The sequence below is a fragment of the Haoranjiania flava genome, assembly GCF_025631005.1.
Lineage (GTDB): Bacteria > Bacteroidota > Bacteroidia > Chitinophagales > Chitinophagaceae > Haoranjiania > Haoranjiania flava.
Genome location: NZ_JAOTPL010000001.1, coordinates 163,575 through 179,660, shown reverse-complemented (window position 1 = coordinate 179,660; position 16,086 = coordinate 163,575). Strand labels below are relative to the sequence as shown.

The following is a 16,086-nucleotide window of genomic DNA, read 5'->3' as shown; positions in this document are numbered from 1 at the left end:
TTAAAATGAAAAGTTATAAAATAAAAATAAAATCTATAGCCATTACCGGTACGATCGCCTTTTTATTGGCTCAGGCTTCATGTACTCGAGATTTTGAAAATATTAATAAAAATCCATTAAATCCTGATAAGGAAATGGAGCAAATGGATGGTGTATTAAACGGCGCCTACATGCCTACTTTGCAAAAAAATGTGATACCCGTAGGGGCTGCTTCAGACGCTACAAATTATGTAAATAAATACCAGATTGTAGTAAACCTGGCCGGCGACGGCTGGGCAGGGTATATGTCGCCACGTGATAATAAGTTTAACGCTGGGCAAAACTTTACCACCGGCTTCTTTATTCAAAGCTGGGTAAATAATAGTTTCTCCTGGAGAATAACCGATGTGTTCGCGCCTTGGATACAACTCAAGAATATCAATACAGCCGGTACCAATCCCAATAAAGAAATGTTTGCATTAGCGCAAATAACAAAAATTGCTGCTTTGCACAGAACAACCGATATGTTTGGTCCTATACCATATTCCAAAGTGGGCAGTGGCTCTTTTAAAGTGGAATACGATTCCCAGGAAGATGTATACAAATCATTCTTTGCTGAGCTGGATGAGGCCATAGCGGTGTTGGCAGATTTTCTTAACAGGGGAAACACTACAGTGCCTAATGCAGCTGATGTACTTTACAATGGCGATGTGCGTAAATGGATAAAGTTCGCCAATTCACTAATGTTAAGATTAGCCATTCGGGTGCGCTTTGCTGATAATAATCTTGCAAAACAATATGCAGAAAAAGCTGTTGCTCATTCTGTAGGCCTTATAGATACCCAGGCTGATATAGCAAAAATGGCTACCGGGGCTAACCTGACAATGAAAAATTCCCTCAAGGTGATAAAAGATGAATATAACGACACACGCATGGGCGCAACAATTTGGTGCTATTTAAAAGGATATAATGACCCAAGAGTAAACGTTTATTTTGATAACAACGGAAGTAAAGCTGTACGTATCGGAATTCCCTCTACGGCAGATCTGTATGAATCAGCATCAAAGCCTATAGCGGGAGAATATGATCCCACTTATTGGATGAAAGCTTCAGAAGTTTTTTTCCTAAAAGCCGAAGGAGCGTTGGCAGGATATAATATGGGAGCTACTCCAAAATACTTTTACGAACAAGGCATTACAATGTCTTTTGCTGAAAATGCTCAGGCAATAGGCAGCTATCTTTCAAATACTTCGCAGCCGGCAGCTTACGCAGACCCTGCATCTACCGCTTTGTACAGCGCTGGGGCGCCAAGTACTGTTACCGTTGCTTGGGATGATAAGGATACTGAAGAAAGAAAATTAGAAAAAATCATCACACAAAAATATCTGGCTATCTACCCCGATGGACAAGAAGCCTGGTCAGAATGGCGCCGCACCGGATATCCGAGACAAGTTCCGCCGGCAGTTAACTATACCAACTCAGGCGTAATATTGAGTGACGGATACAAAAACGGAATAAGACGTATGCCTTATCCGCAATCAGAATATGACCAAAACACCGCGAATGTGCAAAGCGCTGTACAAAAATATTTGACCGGTACAGATAACGCTGCCACAAACCTATGGTGGGATAAAAAGCCTAAAAACTAAAAAATATAAAAAATATAATATGAAAAAAATAAGCATATTGGTGTCTGTTGCAATACTTGTCATAGCTGCAGTGCACTCCTGTACTAAAGTGGAAAATATAAATATTGAGGATGACGCCTTAAAAGGGCTGTATTCAGGCCGCGATTCTTTAAAATGGGCTAAAGAAGACTCAATTAGAAAAAAGAATATTCAGGATTCCATCAATCTGGCCAACGAAAACGCGCGCCTCTACGCGTTATACATTGAGGATTTAAAAGCATATAAAAAATCTAAGCATCCCATCATGTTCGGCTGGTTTAATAGCTGGAATCCCGACGCTCCAGGACCTTATTCCCAACTAAACCTTCTCCCTGACAGCATGGACATAGTTTCTATCTGGGGAGGGCCTTTTAATTTGAGCGAGAAAAAGAAGCAGCAACTAAAGGAAGTACAGTCAAAAGGTACAAAAGTAGTGATAGGCTGGATTATAGAAAATATAGGTGATCAGATAGATTGGGATAAAACCCACTGGCCCAATGATCAGCAGGAAGCAGTAAAGGCCTACGCTAAAGCCATCACTGATTCTGTAAATAAATATGGCTACGACGGCTTCGATATTGACTATGAACCTTCTTATGCCTCTCCATTTAAACCCGGCAATCATTGCGGCGACTGGAGTACGCCTTGGGCAACCAATAAAGCTTTGATCTCCTGCCAGCAAAACTCTAATAAAGAACTGGAAAATTTGTTCTTCAAAACTTTGCGCGAAATGCTGGGCAATGATAAGATTTTGAATATCAACGGATCTATTGACTGGCTGGACCCTGCGTCAGCGAAATATTTTAATTATTTTACTGTACAGTCTTATAATGGTACATACGCTTCCTGGACCAACCGGGTGATGAACCGTTTATCTAGCGCAGGCGTTACCAGAGACAGGATTATTTATACGGAAACCTTTGAAAATAATAGCAGCAACAGAAATTCTTTCTCAAGGTATTCAACATATGTTGTAAATAATTTAAATGGAGAAGCGGGTGGAATAGGGGTTTATCATATTAACGAAGATGCTGTTACCACTAGTAATTATATGAATGTTCGCAAAGCTATATCTGCCATGAATCCCCCAATAAAATAATAAATTAACATTTAAGATGCTATTAATGAAAAAAAATATAATAATAATGCTGGCAATGATTTTAAGCGCATTGTCTGCTTGCAAGAAAAAAGATGTATTAGACATTCATCCGGATAATGCTGTTTATATGGGCAACACGAGTAGTTCCGGAGTGGTTTCAATCACTGTAACTGATGTCGGAGGATCAGCAGTAGTGACTCCGCGCCTCGCCAACCTTGCCGATAAGCCAGTAACTATAACGGTTGGAATAGGCGAAAAAACATTAAGCAACTACAATCAAAAAAATAATCTGGAACTGCAACCTATGGCTGCGGAAGACTTTAAGTTCATTACCGGCAATGGGGATACTACACACGGGGAAGCTACAGTAACCATACCTCCGGGAAGCTTTGAATCTAGCGTGCAAATCAAAATAGACTCTATCAACACCACTAAATATCCTTACAGCAAGCGCCTGGCCATACCTGTGATTATTAAAAAAGTTAATGGTTACAGATTGCTAAGCTCACCGCAATGGACAATTGTACAGCTAAACAGGCAATTAAGAACTTCTATAGCATTGATCAACAATTTAACAGGTAGTATTGAGCTAAAGCCTAAAACGCCCTATTCCGAGCCCATGAGCGAATGGACTTTTCAAATGAGTATGATATATAGCAATCTTAGCAGATCAAATTTAACAACGGCGTTTATGTCAAGCGGCGGAGGCGGCGAATTTTACACCCGTATTTCAGCATCTAACGGCATACAAATCAAGAATGGAAGAGATGGAGACGATACCTGGACTCAAAAAGCTCTTTCGCCAAATGTCTGGTTGCATATTTCATATGTATATAAAGATAGTAAAGTGTCCGTATATGTCAACGGGGAACTACAAAAGACTTTTGAAACAACCCCGTTATATCTTGGCAATACCGAGCAAAGTGGCTGGTCAATAGGTAATAGTAATTATAAAAATAATGATTATATAAGGGAAGTGCGATTTTGGAACAGAGCCCTTACCCAAGCTGAAATTATGGATAAACTGTACCTGCCGCAGGATCCTGCCACTCCGGGATTGTTGATGTACATGCCTTTCACTAAAGAAGCCGGTCTTACGGAACTTACAAACAAATGGAATGTTACCATTCCATCAGCATCCCGGATAAGTTTTGTGGATAATGTCATTTTTCCTGCTTCTAAATTAGAAATAAAGCAATAATATTTGGAAAAAATTAATTATTAATAAAAAAAATAAAATGAAAAGATTAATCCCTATATTTTTATTTTCGCTGTTTCTTATTAGCATTATTTCATGTAAAAAGAACAATGTGGAAATAGTTACTCAGGACAGTACTTATCAGCTCAATGCGCAATACTTTAAAGTAGATTTGCCTGATACTTTTAAATTTGACCCTTCTAATATTGTGTATTTGTCGGGGCAAACGAATATAACACTAAATGGAAGAACTGATGGTCAGACCACTATTATTACTGATAATGTAACTTCTTTTCCGTTTAAAGTTAAAATGAAGCGTGCTTTGGATAAAACAGTTAAAGTTAAATTAGTAGCAGATAATACTTTACTTAGTGAATATACAGGTGTAAAAACCAATTACAAAGAGTTGCCTGCCGATAATTTTTCTATTTCAGAAGCAGAAATTACACCCGGAAGTACAGAAGCGGATTTGAAATTTACACTCAAAAGTATAAATACTTTGAATGCACCTCCTGGATATTTAGTGCCTTTGAGATTGGATCTGGTAGATCCTGTAGAAGGTTTGAAAGTGTCAGGTAGTATAGCTTATGCTGTATTTGTCAAAATAAATATCGCATTTGATAATATTGAGTCAACTAATATACCTTTTGCTGGTACTTTGTTTAATGATATTATTACTTTTGAATCCAATAAATCTTCAGGGTTGCAATATCTTAAAGATGGTTTATTTGCTAGCACCTGGTACCCCAATAATGCTTCTATTTACTTAACTGCAAAACTGCCTCAAGAAGAAACAATAAAAGGAATTGTGATTAATACAGTAAATACTCATTATCAGGTCGGATCTGTAAAAGTATCTGTTGAGGAAAATGGAGCTTTTATTGGTCATGGTGAGTTTGTTACTACAGAACGCACCACTATTTTATACATTAAATTTAAGAAACCTGTCACCACCAAATCGATCCGGTTTACTGACTTTTATAGTCTAAATAAATCAAGTCCCGATCCAGACATTACAGAATTAAGGTTGGTGAGATAATTTAAAAGTTCTTTTGCAAATCTCTGATCTTTAACAATCAGAGATTTGTTTTTAAGCCTCTTGTTTACTTTAGTAAAAAGCAGATACAACCTTAAATATAAATAACATTGAACTAATTGTCGTTATATAACGATATGGATTTAATATATCTTGATCAATAAATTCTTCCAACCATCCCTCTGTTTTTTTGCGAAATACATAAATAAAAAATTTAAAAATTAGGCTGCTAATCCAATGTTGAAGATATTTGTGCGGACTGATTGATACGATATACATTCTTGATTATGCAAACAAATAAAATTTCCAACCCCCTCAAGTGGGTGCCGTCCGTATATTTTGCAATGGGTTTGCCATTCGTAGCGTTATCGCTGGTTTCCGTGCTGATATTCAAAGACCTTGGCGCCGACGATAAACAAATTGCTTTGTGGACATCGTTCCTGATATTGCCCTGGTCATTAAAGCCGATATTCAGTTTGTTTATGGAGGCGTACGGCGCCAAGAAACAATATGTGGTCATCAGCGAGATGGTTACGGCCATTATGTTTGGCATCATAGTTTTTGTATTGCCTTTGCCCAATGCTTTTGCCATTGCACTGGCGCTGATGGGTATCATTGCTATCAGTGGTTCTGTGCATGATATAGCCGGCGATGGCACTTACATGGAGCAGTTAGATACACAGACACAAAGCGTTTATTCAGGCTGGCAGGGCGCTTTTTACAACCTGGCCAAAGTGCTCACAAACGGTGGGCTGGTATTTCTCGCGGGCTGGCTTACCACGCACTACCAAATGAACAAGATACAATCCTGGCAGATCATTGTCGGCATCTGCGCGGCGATCATGCTGGGCCTGGCCTTGTATCATTTAATGGTTTTGCCCAAAGGAAAGGAACGTGTTGCTGACGAGAGTTTTGCAGATAAAAAGAAAGAACTCTGGCAGGTGTTGATTAGTTTTTTTCAAAAGAAATATATCTGGTTTTACCTGTTGTTTATCTTCCTGTACCGTTTTGCAGAAGGCCTTGCAATGAAAATTGCGCCTTTGTTTTTAGTGGCCGATAGGGCCAAGGGAGGCATAGGCCTTTCCAAAGAGCAGTATGGCCTGGCTTATGGCACATTTGGTACGGTGGCATTTATTGTGGGCTCCATCCTTGCGGGCTATTACATATCTCGTTTCGGGCTAAAGAAAGTGTTGTTTTCATTAGCCTGCGCGTTCAACATACCTTTTATTGTTTTCCTGTTGTTTGCAGTATTCCAACCGGCCGATATTAAAATTATTACAGCCGGTATTGTCGGTGAATATTTTGGTTATGGCTTTGGCTTTGTAGGTTTAATATTATTTATGATGCAGCAGATTGCCCCCGGCAAACACCAGATGGCACACTACGCTTTTGCCAACAGCCTGATGAATTTAGGCGTAATGGTTCCAGGCATGATCAGTGGCTACCTGAGCGATTGGTTAGGCTATAAAGCATTCTTTATGATAGTCATGGTCATGACTATTCCCGCCCTGATCATTACCAGGCTGGTGCCTTTTACGCATGAGGATAAGGAGAAAACTGCCGATACTGTCTGAAAAAGCAGATGGTATAATTTATTGTAACTTTGTTTGCCTATGCCTGAATTAATAATAAAATATTGTAATAAAAAGCCCCTGCGTTTATTGCAGCGGTTGTCAAAGTATTTTGATTTTCGTCTTATTTCCACCAAAAAGGATGAACAGAAAAGCAGTCAGCTTTACGGTGTAGTTATAATAACGGCACATCCAGAATTGACACCACGGGTTTTGAAAGCATTTTTTTGCGGCATAGATCTCAATGCCCAACAGCTTAGAAAAGATACATGGCAAAGAAGTTTGTAATATCTGATACTGATGTGTTGATTGATTGTTGCGATACCGCCAGTAAGAGGCATGCTGTTATAAAGACAACTTTGGAAAAAACTACCGGGCTTGATAATGTTATTATCTCTGCCATTACTAAAATGTTATTATTAGCCGGCGCTACAAATAAATCTGACGAAGCAAAGACTAATAAACAGCTTTTACGGCAAAATACTGCTTTCTTTAATAATGAAATTACTTTAAAGGCAATTGAGCGCTTTAAGGTCTATCGGCTGAGCCATGGGTTGTCTATTCCGGATTGCATGATAGCAGCAACTTGTGCTGTAACAGGTGTGGACTATTCACATAGCATATAAAAGATTTTAAATTTATAAATAAACTAAAATTTTAAGAAGTAAAAGAATAATAAAATGGCTAACAAAATCAATATCCCCTGGCAGGAAAAGCCTGCAGATTGCAAAGAAGTAATGTGGCGCCACAGCAACAATCCCATCATAGGCAGGTACCATATCCCAACGTCCAACAGCATTTTCAATAGTGCAGTAGTACCTTTTGAAGATGGTTTTGCAGGCGTATTCCGTTGTGATAACAAATCTGTACAAATGAACATCTTTGCGGGCTTCAGCAAAGATGGCATCAACTGGGAGATTAGTCATGAGCCTGTTGTCATGAAAGCGGGCAACACAGAAATGATTGAATCCGATTACAAATACGATCCACGGGTAACTTTTATTGAAGACCGTTACTGGATCACCTGGTGCAATGGCTACCACGGACCCACAATCGGCATTGCCTACACATTTGATTTTAAAGAGTTTTTCCAGTGCGAGAATGCCTTCCTGCCTTTCAATAGAAACGGGGTGCTGTTTCCGCAGAAATTTAATGGCAGGTATGCCATGCTCAGCCGCCCGAGCGATAACGGCCATACGCCTTTCGGCGATATTTACATCAGTTTCAGCCCTGACATGAAATATTGGGGCGAGCACAGGTGTGTGATGAAGGTAGCCCCGTTTGACCAGAGCGCCTGGCAATGCACCAAAATAGGCGCAGGCTCGGTACCGTTTTTAACCAAAGATGGCTGGCTGATGTTCTACCATGGCGTCATCAACACCTGCAATGGCTTCCGCTATTCTATGGGCGCTGCTATTCTTGATAAGGATAATCCTGCAAAAGTATTGTACCGTTCCAAGCCTTACCTGATAGCGCCCGCCGCGCCCTATGAGCTGGCAGGCGATGTGCCCAACGTAGTATTTCCCTGCGCTGCGCTCGAAGACGGAGAAAAAGTAGCTGTTTACTACGGCGCAGCAGATACTTCGGTGTGTATGGCTTTTGGCTATATTGATGAAATTGTTGATTTCGTTAAAAACAATTCCCTGTAGTTGTTTAATTGTTTGTTTGATATTTAGGTTGTGATCGCGCCGCAGGCGCGATCACAACCTGATTTTTACATCTGCGCTATGCGGATTGCAAATCCCACCGATGGTAGCTCGTCATTGCAAAAATGCCCAACAGCAGTTTATGTATTGCACGTTTTGCAATAGCGTTCACGCTTTGCCGGATTTGTTTGTCGCCTCGAAGTAAAGGTACGCTCACAGCTTTATAGCTAATATTTATAATATGTTGCGCTTTTAATCTTTCAGCAGACTTCATATTTTCAAACGTATATCCTGTTGGATTTATCCTGCTGTTTTCCAAATCCCACCCGGTTTGTATTACATGGCCTTGGCTGGCAGTATCTCCATTCTGCCATATACTTATTCCGGCTCAGCCAAAGACCTTGTTGTAAAGCATCCCGTAAGGAATGCGGCTTTCTTGTAAATTCTCTGAAGCCTTTACAAAAGCCTGTACATAAGACTGATTTCCATTGTTGCTGCTCAGCTGTAGATTCGTTGTCTGTGCTAAAGAAATACATTGTATGAATAACAGCATTAAAACTAATACACAAAATTTTGGTTTCATAAATATATTTTTTAAATAACTATTTAGATATGTCAAATCTGCCATTGGTAATTTCTATTTTTTCGCTATTTGATATCATTATACTTGCTTGAAAAGTACCTGACAAAATTCCATTTTCATATTTAGAAATATTAATATAAGAGTTGGAGTGCGCAATAGGTTCTCTCTCCCAAAATAAAATATCTTCTCTCGAATATTTCCAATACCTTTAAATTGTGGAATTCTAATTCTTACATTATCAGGGTGAACATTATCTTTATATGAGATACCGTAAATGCTTAATCCTGGATAAGAAAGATTAATTGAATAGCTTGTAGTGCCATTTGAAAGTCCACTCATTCCTTTAGGAGGTTTTCTATTAGCAATCAATGGTTTCCCGTTAATCAAGCATCCAAAAGTATTAGCGCCAGTTTGTGTGGCGGGTGGTAATTGGTTCTCAGCGCTTTTTTTGCAACTGCCTGCGCTAAGCAGCAGGGCCAGGGAGCAGAGGAGAATGGTTTTCATGGTTGTATAGGTTTGTAGGTGTAAGATGATCTTTTCACAAGAATTGATTCGTAAATACTAAAGTTAAGATAAAAAATAAATAGCAAACAGTTGTTAGAATGTGGTATTGCCCATGCTATTACTTTCTAAATGCCACCAGGTTTGTATTACATGGCTTTGGCTGGCAGTATCGCTATTGTGCCATATACTCATTCCGGCCAACCCACTACTCTGTCGTACAATACACTATATGGTATGCGGCTTTCAGGCAGTTGCTGTGTGGTTTGCATCATAGCAGTTGTGCAAGTTTGGCCCGGCTGTAAGTTTAATTGCAATTGTTGCGCTTGTACATAAAAACAATTTGAAGCTAATAACAAGATCAATATTATCTGTAAGATTCTCTGTTTCATAATTTACGGATTAATTGGGTTTTTTAATGTCAAAACGACCATCGGTAATAGTCTTTACCGTTCCATCATCAAAAGTTACTATGAAAGTAAATTCACCAGAAAATACCAGATCATCAAACCTAGTTACTTTTACATAAGAATTTTGGCTCACTGTTTCAAATGACCTTGTAATAAATTCTTTATATATTCCTGTTTTTCCATCATATTCAAATCTCATTGCAATAATTGTTTTTTCAGGAGCACTAAAATGCTCCTTTAAATACATCTTATCTTCGCTATACTGAAAATAAATGCCATCGGTTTGAAATATCCCTCGAGGATCCCATAATCCCCGACATTTATAGACCACTCCGTTTATTTTACACCCAAAGGTATTCGCCCCTGTTTGTGTAGCAGGCGGTAATTGGTTCTGCGCGCTTTTTTTGCAAGAGCCTGCACTAAGCAGCAGGGCCAGGGAGCAGAGGAGAATGATTTTCATGGTTGTATAGGTTTGAAGGTATAAGATGGTTTTTTCAACAAGCATTGATTTGTAAATACTAAAGTTAAGATAAAAAAAATAAATAGCAAACAGTTGTTAGAGTGTGGTATTGCCCATGCTATTACTTTCTAAATGCCACCAGGTTCGTTTATATGGCTTTACTGGTTGTATCTTGTTTGCCATACACTCAAATATTCTATCGTAACATACGCGTAAGGTACACGGCTTTGTTACAAGTTCTGCAAATCGTTCACGGCTTTGCAGTGGGGTGTTCTGTCGCATGCTGGCGTAATAAGTATTGTTTCCAGCGATTACAAATCCGGAATCTTAAAAAAATGTATAAAATTGATTCACTGTATTCATTTTTTTCCGTTCTTTGACAAAAATATGATATTTGTCATGTTGTCAACTGATTAATATTTCGTATTAAATAATACTTAATATTTAATTATTTGTTTTTCATTTTCATTAAAAAAATAAGTATAAGAAACCAGAGACCATTTTTATGTCAGTTTTATTAGCCATTACCGCGATACTCATGTTGTTCGTTGTGATCTTTCAGGTTGCAAAGGCAGGAGAGTATGTTTCCATTCTTAGAGGAAAAGAAAAAGCTTTCAGGGACAGCAACCGCCTCAACGGCAGATTAATGATCGCGTTTCTTGTCCTGGGATTGATAGGAGTGTATGCATGTCATAAATTATTGTACGGCAAAACATTATTTGCACAAGGCTCTTCCAGCATCGAAGGTGAAAGGGTAGACTCCATGCTTATAATCACCACCATCATCTGTATGATCGTATTTGTGGTTACACAAGTGCTGCTGTTCTGGTTTTCTTACAAATATCAATACAAGGAAAACCGTAAAATAGAGTTTTTTGCACACAACAATAAGCTGGAGATCATCTGGACAGTAATCCCTACCATAGTACTTACATTGCTTATTATTTTCGGCCTGCGCAACTGGTTCTTATTCACCGGCGAAGCGCCCAAAGATTCCTTACAGATAGAGGTTACCGGTAAGCAGTTCGGGTGGATATTCCGCTATCCCGGCAAAGACAATGTTTTCGGCAAGAAATATTTCAGGAATATTGATGCAACCAACTCACTCGGGCTTATCTGGCAAGACAATGAGGCAATGAAACAAAAAGCAGACCCTGCCGCTATGGACGATATTGTTACCGAAGGTACGGTAATGATCATCAAAGGCAGGCCAGTTAAATTTATCATCGGCTCCCGGGACGTGGTGCACAATGTAGGCCTGCCGCACTTCAGGCTGAAGGCAGATGCCGTGCCCGGCACGCCTACCACACTATGGTTTACCCCTAAGTATACTACCGAAGAGATGAAGCAGCGTACCGGCAACCCGAACTTTGCCTATGAAATTGCCTGCGACCAGATGTGCGGAAACGGGCACTACTCCATGCGCGCAGTGATACTGGTGGTCAGCGAGCAGGAATACAAGGAAAAGCTTGCAACTATGACCTCGGCATACAAAATGGCTTATCCGGATAAAGATGTAATGGAAGATAACCAGAAAGAATTCAAGGACTCAGTAGCAAATCAGTTGGTTGCCGACAGTACAGTTACTGCAAAAAGATAAAAATATTTACAGATCAGAGCTAAACAGAAGAAATTATGAGTACCTCAGCAACGGTTTTACAGAGTGATCTATGGACGGCGCAACACCCCGAAGCAGCTCACCACCATCCTAAAGAAAATTTTATAACCAAATATATTTTTAGCCAGGATCATAAAATGATCGCTAAGCAATACCTGATCACAGGTATCATCTGGGCTATTTTGGGAGGCCTCATGTCGGTGCTTTTCCGCTTGCAGCTGGGCTATCCGGATACATCTTTTCCTATACTGGAAACAATCCTGGGTAAGTGGGCAAAAGGCGGCAGGCTCACCCCCGATGCTTATTATGCGCTCACCACCATTCACGGCACCGTGTTGATATTCTTTGTACTTACTGCAGGCCTTAGCGGTACTTTTGCTAACTTTCTTATTCCGCTGCAGATCGGGGCAAGAGACATGGCATCACCATTCATGAATATGCTCAGCTACTGGCTGTTTTTCCTTGCAGGTATTGTAATGCTTTCTTCTTTCTTTGTAGAGACAGGTCCATTTTCAGGTGGGTGGACGGCTTATCCGCCATTGAGTGCGTTAGGGCAGGCCTCCATAGGCTCACGAACGGGGATGGACCTTTGGATGATATCGCTCATACTTTTTGTGATATCACAGTTGCTGGGCGGGCTTAACTATATTTCCACCGTGCTGAATATGCGTACCAAGGGTATGAGCATGAACAGGATGCCGCTGACAATCTGGTCCTTGTTCCTGCAAGCCATCCTGGGCGTACTTTCATTCCCTGTATTATTTGCCGGTTTCATTCTGCTGATTTTCGACAGGCATTTTGGCACAAGCTTTTACCTCTCAGATATTTTTATAAACGGTATGGCGCTTTCCCACGAAGGCGGTAATGCTATTTTGTACCAACACCTTTTCTGGTTCCTGGGCCACCCTGAGGTATACATTGTTGTGCTGCCGGCCATGGGCATAGTTTCTGAAGTAATGTCTGTAAACGCACGCAAACCTATTTTTGGCTACTCTGCCATGGTGTTGTCTATGTTTGCCATTGTAGTGCTGGCGTTCCTGGTGTGGGCACACCACATGTTTGTTACAGGCCTTAACCCGTTCCTGGGTTCAATATTTGTATTGCTTACCTTGCTGATAGCTGTGCCATCTGCCATTAAAGTGTTTAACTGGCTTACCACTTTGTGGCGCGGAAATATCCGCTTCACCAATGGTATGCTGTTCGCCATAGGGTTTGTAAGCCTGTTTATATCAGGCGGGTTAACGGGCATTTACTTAGGTAACTCCGCAATTGATATTCACGTGCATGATACTTATTTCGTAATTGCACACTTTCACCTGGTGATGGGTGTGGCAGCATTCTTCGGCATGTTTGCGGGCGTGTACCACTGGTTCCCGAAAATGTTTGGCAGGTTTATGAATTCCACGCTGGGCGACATACATTTCTGGATCACGCTGGTGGGCGCTTACTTAATCTTCTGGCCAATGCACTATCAGGGTTTTGCAGGAATGCCGCGCCGCTATTACGATTACAGCAATTGGGAAAGCTTTAAGCAATTCGCTTCGCTGAACAAATTCATTACCATAGTGGCAATAATCGTGTTCCTGGCTCAGTTCCTGTTTTTATTCAACTTCTTCTATTCTATGTACAAAGGCAGAAGATCAAGAGAACTGAACCCGTGGAAATCTAACACACTTGAATGGACTACACCCATTGAGCCCGGACATGGCAACTGGCCCGGAAATATCCCGGAAGTACACCGCTGGCCGTATGATTACGGTAAAAACGGAGTGGATTTTATTCCGCAGGACGTGCCGGTTGGCTATGAAGAAGAAGTAATTGATAAGAAGAGAGAAGAAGCAGAAAAAACAAAACATTAAAACTAAATCAAAGAGAAGCTATCCATTGAACAAAGCGGTTTACATATCGAAAGCCAACCGGTTAGAGGAAAAACCGGTGTCACTGATCAAAGACTACATGGCGTTAAGCAAGTTTACGCTTAGCTTTACAGTAGTATTTTCCTGCGTGGTTTGCTATTTGTTATCGCCCAATGTGGTTTTCGACCTGAAGATGGTTGTGTTGTTGTTTGTCGCAGGCATGCTGGTCACAGGCAGCGCCAACGCGATCAACCAGACCATTGAAAAAGATACGGATGCGGTAATGAAACGTACCATGAACCGTCCGGTTGCCAGCGGCAGAATGTCCCAGAGCCATGCATTTATATTTGCCTCGATTACAGGTGTTGCCGGCGTGGGCATGATGTGGTATTTCTTCAATTTTCAATCTGCTTTGCTCTCGCTCATCAGCCTTTTTATCTACGGATATATTTACACACCGCTGAAAACCAAAAATGCTGTTTCGGTGCTGGTTGGTGGTTTTCCCGGTGCATTTCCCTGCCTGATCGGCTGGGTGGCAGGCTTCAGTGAAGGCGGAAACAATAGCTGGACAGGAGGCCTGATCCTTTTTGCTATACAGTTTATCTGGCAGTTCCCGCATTTCTGGGCAATTGCTTGGGTGGCGCACAAAGACTACACAAAAGCGGGCTTTAAATTGTTGCCTTCAGAAAAAGGCCCTACGAAAAATACTGCATTGCAAACCATTCTTTATTCCGTATTAATGATCCCGGTTGGCATGCTGCCTTTCGTGATGGGAGATTTTGTAAAAGGAATTGATAGCCAGATAGGGTTGATATGTTTTATCATTGTACTGATCAGCAACATTTTTATGGTGATACAAAGCGTCCGTCTGTATATCCACATGGATGTGAAATCTGCGCGCAGGGTAATGTTTAGCAGCTATATTTATTTACCTATTGTATTATTAACCTTACTGGCAGATAAAATTTAAAATATGAAATAACCATTAGGAATGTATACCACCGGGAATGATAATAAAGAATGAAGGTTTTGGTTATTCCGTGTGGCAAACAGTAAAAATTAAATATTAACACATGAAATAGCCATAAGCAAAGTGGCATACCAACCGTGAATGAATAAAGGCTATTCCATGTGACAACTGAAAAACAAATAACTATATACACATGAAAACATTGACTCATAATGAACCTGTAAGGCGCACCAATCCCCAGAAATTTTTGTTGTGGATAGGCATTGCTTCCCTGGTAATGGCATTTGCAGGGCTTACCAGCGCTTATCTTGTAAAGCGGGCACACACAAACTGGCTGGAGTTCTCATTGCCGAAAGTTTTCTGGGTATCTACTCTGGTAATATTATTGAGCAGTTTCACCATGCATCTTGCAGTGAAAGCATTTAAAAATAAGGAAAGAGGCAGGTACCGCATGCTTATCTCTGCTACTGCCCTGCTTGGTTTGCTGTTTTGCGCGTTGCAGATTGCCGGCTTTCATGATATTACCACAAGAGGCATCAGTATTTTAGGCAACGGCAGCAATCCCGCTGCTTCATTCCTGGGAGTAATCTGCGGCTTTCACATCCTGCACGTGCTTGGAGGTGTGGTGGCATTGGCAGCTTTTGCCATCAGGAGCTATAATGCCAAAGTGAAAAACTACAACCCGGTACCCGTGGAAATAATGGGCACTTACTGGCATTTTGTGGATGTACTATGGATCTACCTGCTAATCTTTTTTAATATCGTATAATTTTTTTTGAAGGAATAAAATATATTTATGTCAACAGCACTTACAAAGATCAATACCTGGATGGGCGGCAGAAGCCCCTTTAATGTAGAGTATGGAAAACTAATGATGTGGCTATTTCTGCTGAGCGATGCTTTTACTTTCGGTGGATTGCTGATTACGTACGGGGCTACACGCTATGCTACCACTGCATGGCCGGACCCCAACCATGTGTTTAACTCTTTTCCCGGCCTCAACGGACAATACCCGTTGCTTTTTGTCAGCCTGATGACGTTTATACTCATCCTTAGTTCGGTTACCATGGTGCTTGCCGTTCAGGCCGGCCATCGCAACGACAAAAAGGAAGTAGTAAAATACCTGATACTGACCATAGTTGGGGGCCTGATATTTATTGGTTGCCAGGCGTGGGAGTGGGCGCACTTACACCATGTGAATGCCTGGTGGGGCAGCAATCCTTTTCCCAACCACGACGGCACTTTATCTTCTCCCAACTTCACCAATTTCTTTTTTACCATTACCGGCTTTCACGGTTTCCACGTTTCTACGGGTATACTTATCAATATCATCATGCTGATCATGACATTGAAAAATGTATTTCACAAACGCGGCACTTACCAGATGATAGAAAAGGCCGGTTTATACTGGCACTTTGTAGATCTTGTGTGGGTTTTTGTATTCACGTTCTTTTATCTTGTTTAACTCTTATTCAACCAAAACTATTTAGAT

General features: G+C 40.7%; 16 protein-coding genes. 13 read left to right on the top strand and 3 right to left on the bottom strand.

Translation table 11 applies throughout. The features are described 5' to 3' along the window. Nucleotides 1–5: 5 nt before the first annotated feature. The 8 genes from OD355_RS00830 to OD355_RS00795 all read left to right on the top strand — a co-directional run bounded on the left by OD355_RS00830 (nt 6) and on the right by OD355_RS00795 (nt 8,199). Nucleotides 6–1,628, top strand: a complete 1,623-nt coding sequence (locus OD355_RS00830) for a RagB/SusD family nutrient uptake outer membrane protein (RefSeq protein WP_263036541.1) — start codon at nt 6–8, stop codon at nt 1,626–1,628. A 19-nt stretch (nt 1,629–1,647) separates the two neighbouring features. Next, nucleotides 1,648–2,745 carry a glycoside hydrolase family 18 gene (locus OD355_RS00825; protein ID WP_263036540.1) on the top strand — a complete coding sequence of 366 codons (1,098 nt, stop codon included), beginning with the start codon at nt 1,648–1,650 and terminating at the stop codon, nt 2,743–2,745. Nucleotides 2,746–2,770: 25 nt separating this feature from the next. Beyond that, entirely contained in the window at nt 2,771–3,946 is a 1,176-nt protein-coding gene (locus OD355_RS00820) for a DUF1735 and LamG domain-containing protein (RefSeq protein ID WP_263036539.1), read from the top strand. Nucleotides 3,947–3,983: 37 nt separating this feature from the next. Beyond that, on the top strand, nt 3,984–4,982 hold the full coding sequence (locus OD355_RS00815; protein WP_263036538.1) for a BT_3987 domain-containing protein: 999 nt from the start codon (nt 3,984–3,986) through the stop codon (nt 4,980–4,982). A gap of 284 nt (nt 4,983–5,266) precedes the next feature. Beyond that, nucleotides 5,267–6,553: an MFS transporter gene (locus OD355_RS00810; RefSeq protein ID WP_263036537.1), complete on the top strand. Its 1,287-nt coding sequence runs from the start codon at nt 5,267–5,269 to the stop codon at nt 6,551–6,553. 39 nt (nt 6,554–6,592) lie between these two features. Beyond that, nucleotides 6,593–6,838 carry a hypothetical protein gene (locus tag OD355_RS00805; protein ID WP_263036536.1) on the top strand — a complete coding sequence of 82 codons (246 nt, stop codon included), beginning with the start codon at nt 6,593–6,595 and terminating at the stop codon, nt 6,836–6,838. After that, on the top strand, nt 6,820–7,176 hold the full coding sequence (locus OD355_RS00800) for a PIN domain-containing protein (RefSeq protein ID WP_263036535.1): 357 nt from the start codon (nt 6,820–6,822) through the stop codon (nt 7,174–7,176). The genes OD355_RS00805 and OD355_RS00800 overlap by 19 nt, the downstream gene beginning before the upstream one ends. Nucleotides 7,177–7,230: 54 nt before the next feature. Beyond that, nucleotides 7,231–8,199: a glycoside hydrolase family 130 protein gene (locus OD355_RS00795; protein ID WP_263036534.1), complete on the top strand. Its 969-nt coding sequence runs from the start codon at nt 7,231–7,233 to the stop codon at nt 8,197–8,199. 385 nt (nt 8,200–8,584) lie between these two features. On the opposite strand, the gene OD355_RS00790 is transcribed toward OD355_RS00795, so the two are convergent. The 3 genes from OD355_RS00790 to OD355_RS00780 all read right to left on the bottom strand — a co-directional run bounded on the left by OD355_RS00790 (nt 8,585) and on the right by OD355_RS00780 (nt 10,150). After that, a complete protein-coding gene (locus OD355_RS00790; RefSeq protein WP_263036533.1) occupies nt 8,585–8,824 on the bottom strand; it encodes a hypothetical protein in 240 nt (79 codons plus the stop codon). A gap of 33 nt (nt 8,825–8,857) precedes the next feature. Beyond that, nucleotides 8,858–9,283, bottom strand: a complete 426-nt coding sequence (locus tag OD355_RS00785; RefSeq protein ID WP_263036532.1) for a hypothetical protein — start codon at nt 9,281–9,283, stop codon at nt 8,858–8,860. Between the two features lie 399 nt (nt 9,284–9,682). Next, nucleotides 9,683–10,150, bottom strand: a complete 468-nt coding sequence (locus tag OD355_RS00780) for a hypothetical protein (RefSeq protein WP_263036531.1) — start codon at nt 10,148–10,150, stop codon at nt 9,683–9,685. A gap of 505 nt (nt 10,151–10,655) precedes the next feature. Here OD355_RS00780 and OD355_RS00775 point away from each other — a divergent pair. The 5 genes from OD355_RS00775 (at nt 10,656) to OD355_RS00755 (ending at nt 16,059) form a co-directional block, all read left to right on the top strand. Continuing rightward, nucleotides 10,656–11,750: a cytochrome c oxidase subunit II gene (locus OD355_RS00775; RefSeq protein WP_263036530.1), complete on the top strand. Its 1,095-nt coding sequence runs from the start codon at nt 10,656–10,658 to the stop codon at nt 11,748–11,750. 35 nt (nt 11,751–11,785) lie between these two features. Then, the gene (locus OD355_RS00770) at nt 11,786–13,627 is read left to right on the top strand and encodes a cytochrome c oxidase subunit I (protein ID WP_263036529.1); all 1,842 of its coding nucleotides are present in this window, start codon (nt 11,786–11,788) and stop codon (nt 13,625–13,627) included. After that, nucleotides 13,587–14,594 carry a heme o synthase gene (cyoE, locus tag OD355_RS00765; RefSeq protein ID WP_263036528.1) on the top strand — a complete coding sequence of 336 codons (1,008 nt, stop codon included), beginning with the start codon at nt 13,587–13,589 and terminating at the stop codon, nt 14,592–14,594. Before OD355_RS00770 ends, cyoE begins: the two co-directional genes overlap by 41 nt. A gap of 193 nt (nt 14,595–14,787) precedes the next feature. After that, complete coding sequence (locus tag OD355_RS00760; RefSeq protein ID WP_263036527.1) at nt 14,788–15,363, top strand: cytochrome c oxidase subunit 3; 576 nt, start codon at nt 14,788–14,790, stop codon at nt 15,361–15,363. Nucleotides 15,364–15,390: 27 nt separating this feature from the next. After that, complete coding sequence (locus tag OD355_RS00755; RefSeq protein ID WP_263036526.1) at nt 15,391–16,059, top strand: cytochrome c oxidase subunit 3; 669 nt, start codon at nt 15,391–15,393, stop codon at nt 16,057–16,059. The last annotated feature ends 27 nt before the right edge of the window (nt 16,060–16,086 follow it).

What these genes read in the sequence shown, in the direction of transcription:
- OD355_RS00815 (WP_263036538.1), top strand. Translation starts at nt 3,984, where the DNA reads ATGAAAAGATTAATCCCTATATTTTTATTTTCGCTGTTTCTTATTAGC.
- OD355_RS00830 (WP_263036541.1), top strand. Translation starts at nt 6, where the DNA reads ATGAAAAGTTATAAAATAAAAATAAAATCTATAGCCATTACCGGTACG.
- OD355_RS00795 (WP_263036534.1), top strand. Translation starts at nt 7,231, where the DNA reads ATGGCTAACAAAATCAATATCCCCTGGCAGGAAAAGCCTGCAGATTGC.
- OD355_RS00755 (WP_263036526.1), top strand. Translation starts at nt 15,391, where the DNA reads ATGTCAACAGCACTTACAAAGATCAATACCTGGATGGGCGGCAGAAGC.
- OD355_RS00760 (WP_263036527.1), top strand. Translation starts at nt 14,788, where the DNA reads ATGAAAACATTGACTCATAATGAACCTGTAAGGCGCACCAATCCCCAG.
- OD355_RS00785 (WP_263036532.1), bottom strand. Translation starts at nt 9,283, where the DNA reads ATGAAAACCATTCTCCTCTGCTCCCTGGCCCTGCTGCTTAGCGCAGGC.
- OD355_RS00775 (WP_263036530.1), top strand. Translation starts at nt 10,656, where the DNA reads ATGTCAGTTTTATTAGCCATTACCGCGATACTCATGTTGTTCGTTGTG.
- OD355_RS00825 (WP_263036540.1), top strand. Translation starts at nt 1,648, where the DNA reads ATGAAAAAAATAAGCATATTGGTGTCTGTTGCAATACTTGTCATAGCT.
- OD355_RS00805 (WP_263036536.1), top strand. Translation starts at nt 6,593, where the DNA reads ATGCCTGAATTAATAATAAAATATTGTAATAAAAAGCCCCTGCGTTTA.
- OD355_RS00770 (WP_263036529.1), top strand. Translation starts at nt 11,786, where the DNA reads ATGAGTACCTCAGCAACGGTTTTACAGAGTGATCTATGGACGGCGCAA.
- OD355_RS00780 (WP_263036531.1), bottom strand. Translation starts at nt 10,150, where the DNA reads ATGAAAATCATTCTCCTCTGCTCCCTGGCCCTGCTGCTTAGTGCAGGC.
- OD355_RS00820 (WP_263036539.1), top strand. Translation starts at nt 2,771, where the DNA reads ATGAAAAAAAATATAATAATAATGCTGGCAATGATTTTAAGCGCATTG.
- OD355_RS00790 (WP_263036533.1), bottom strand. Translation starts at nt 8,824, where the DNA reads ATGGCAGATTTGACATATCTAAATAGTTATTTAAAAAATATATTTATG.
- OD355_RS00800 (WP_263036535.1), top strand. Translation starts at nt 6,820, where the DNA reads ATGGCAAAGAAGTTTGTAATATCTGATACTGATGTGTTGATTGATTGT.
- OD355_RS00810 (WP_263036537.1), top strand. Translation starts at nt 5,267, where the DNA reads ATGCAAACAAATAAAATTTCCAACCCCCTCAAGTGGGTGCCGTCCGTA.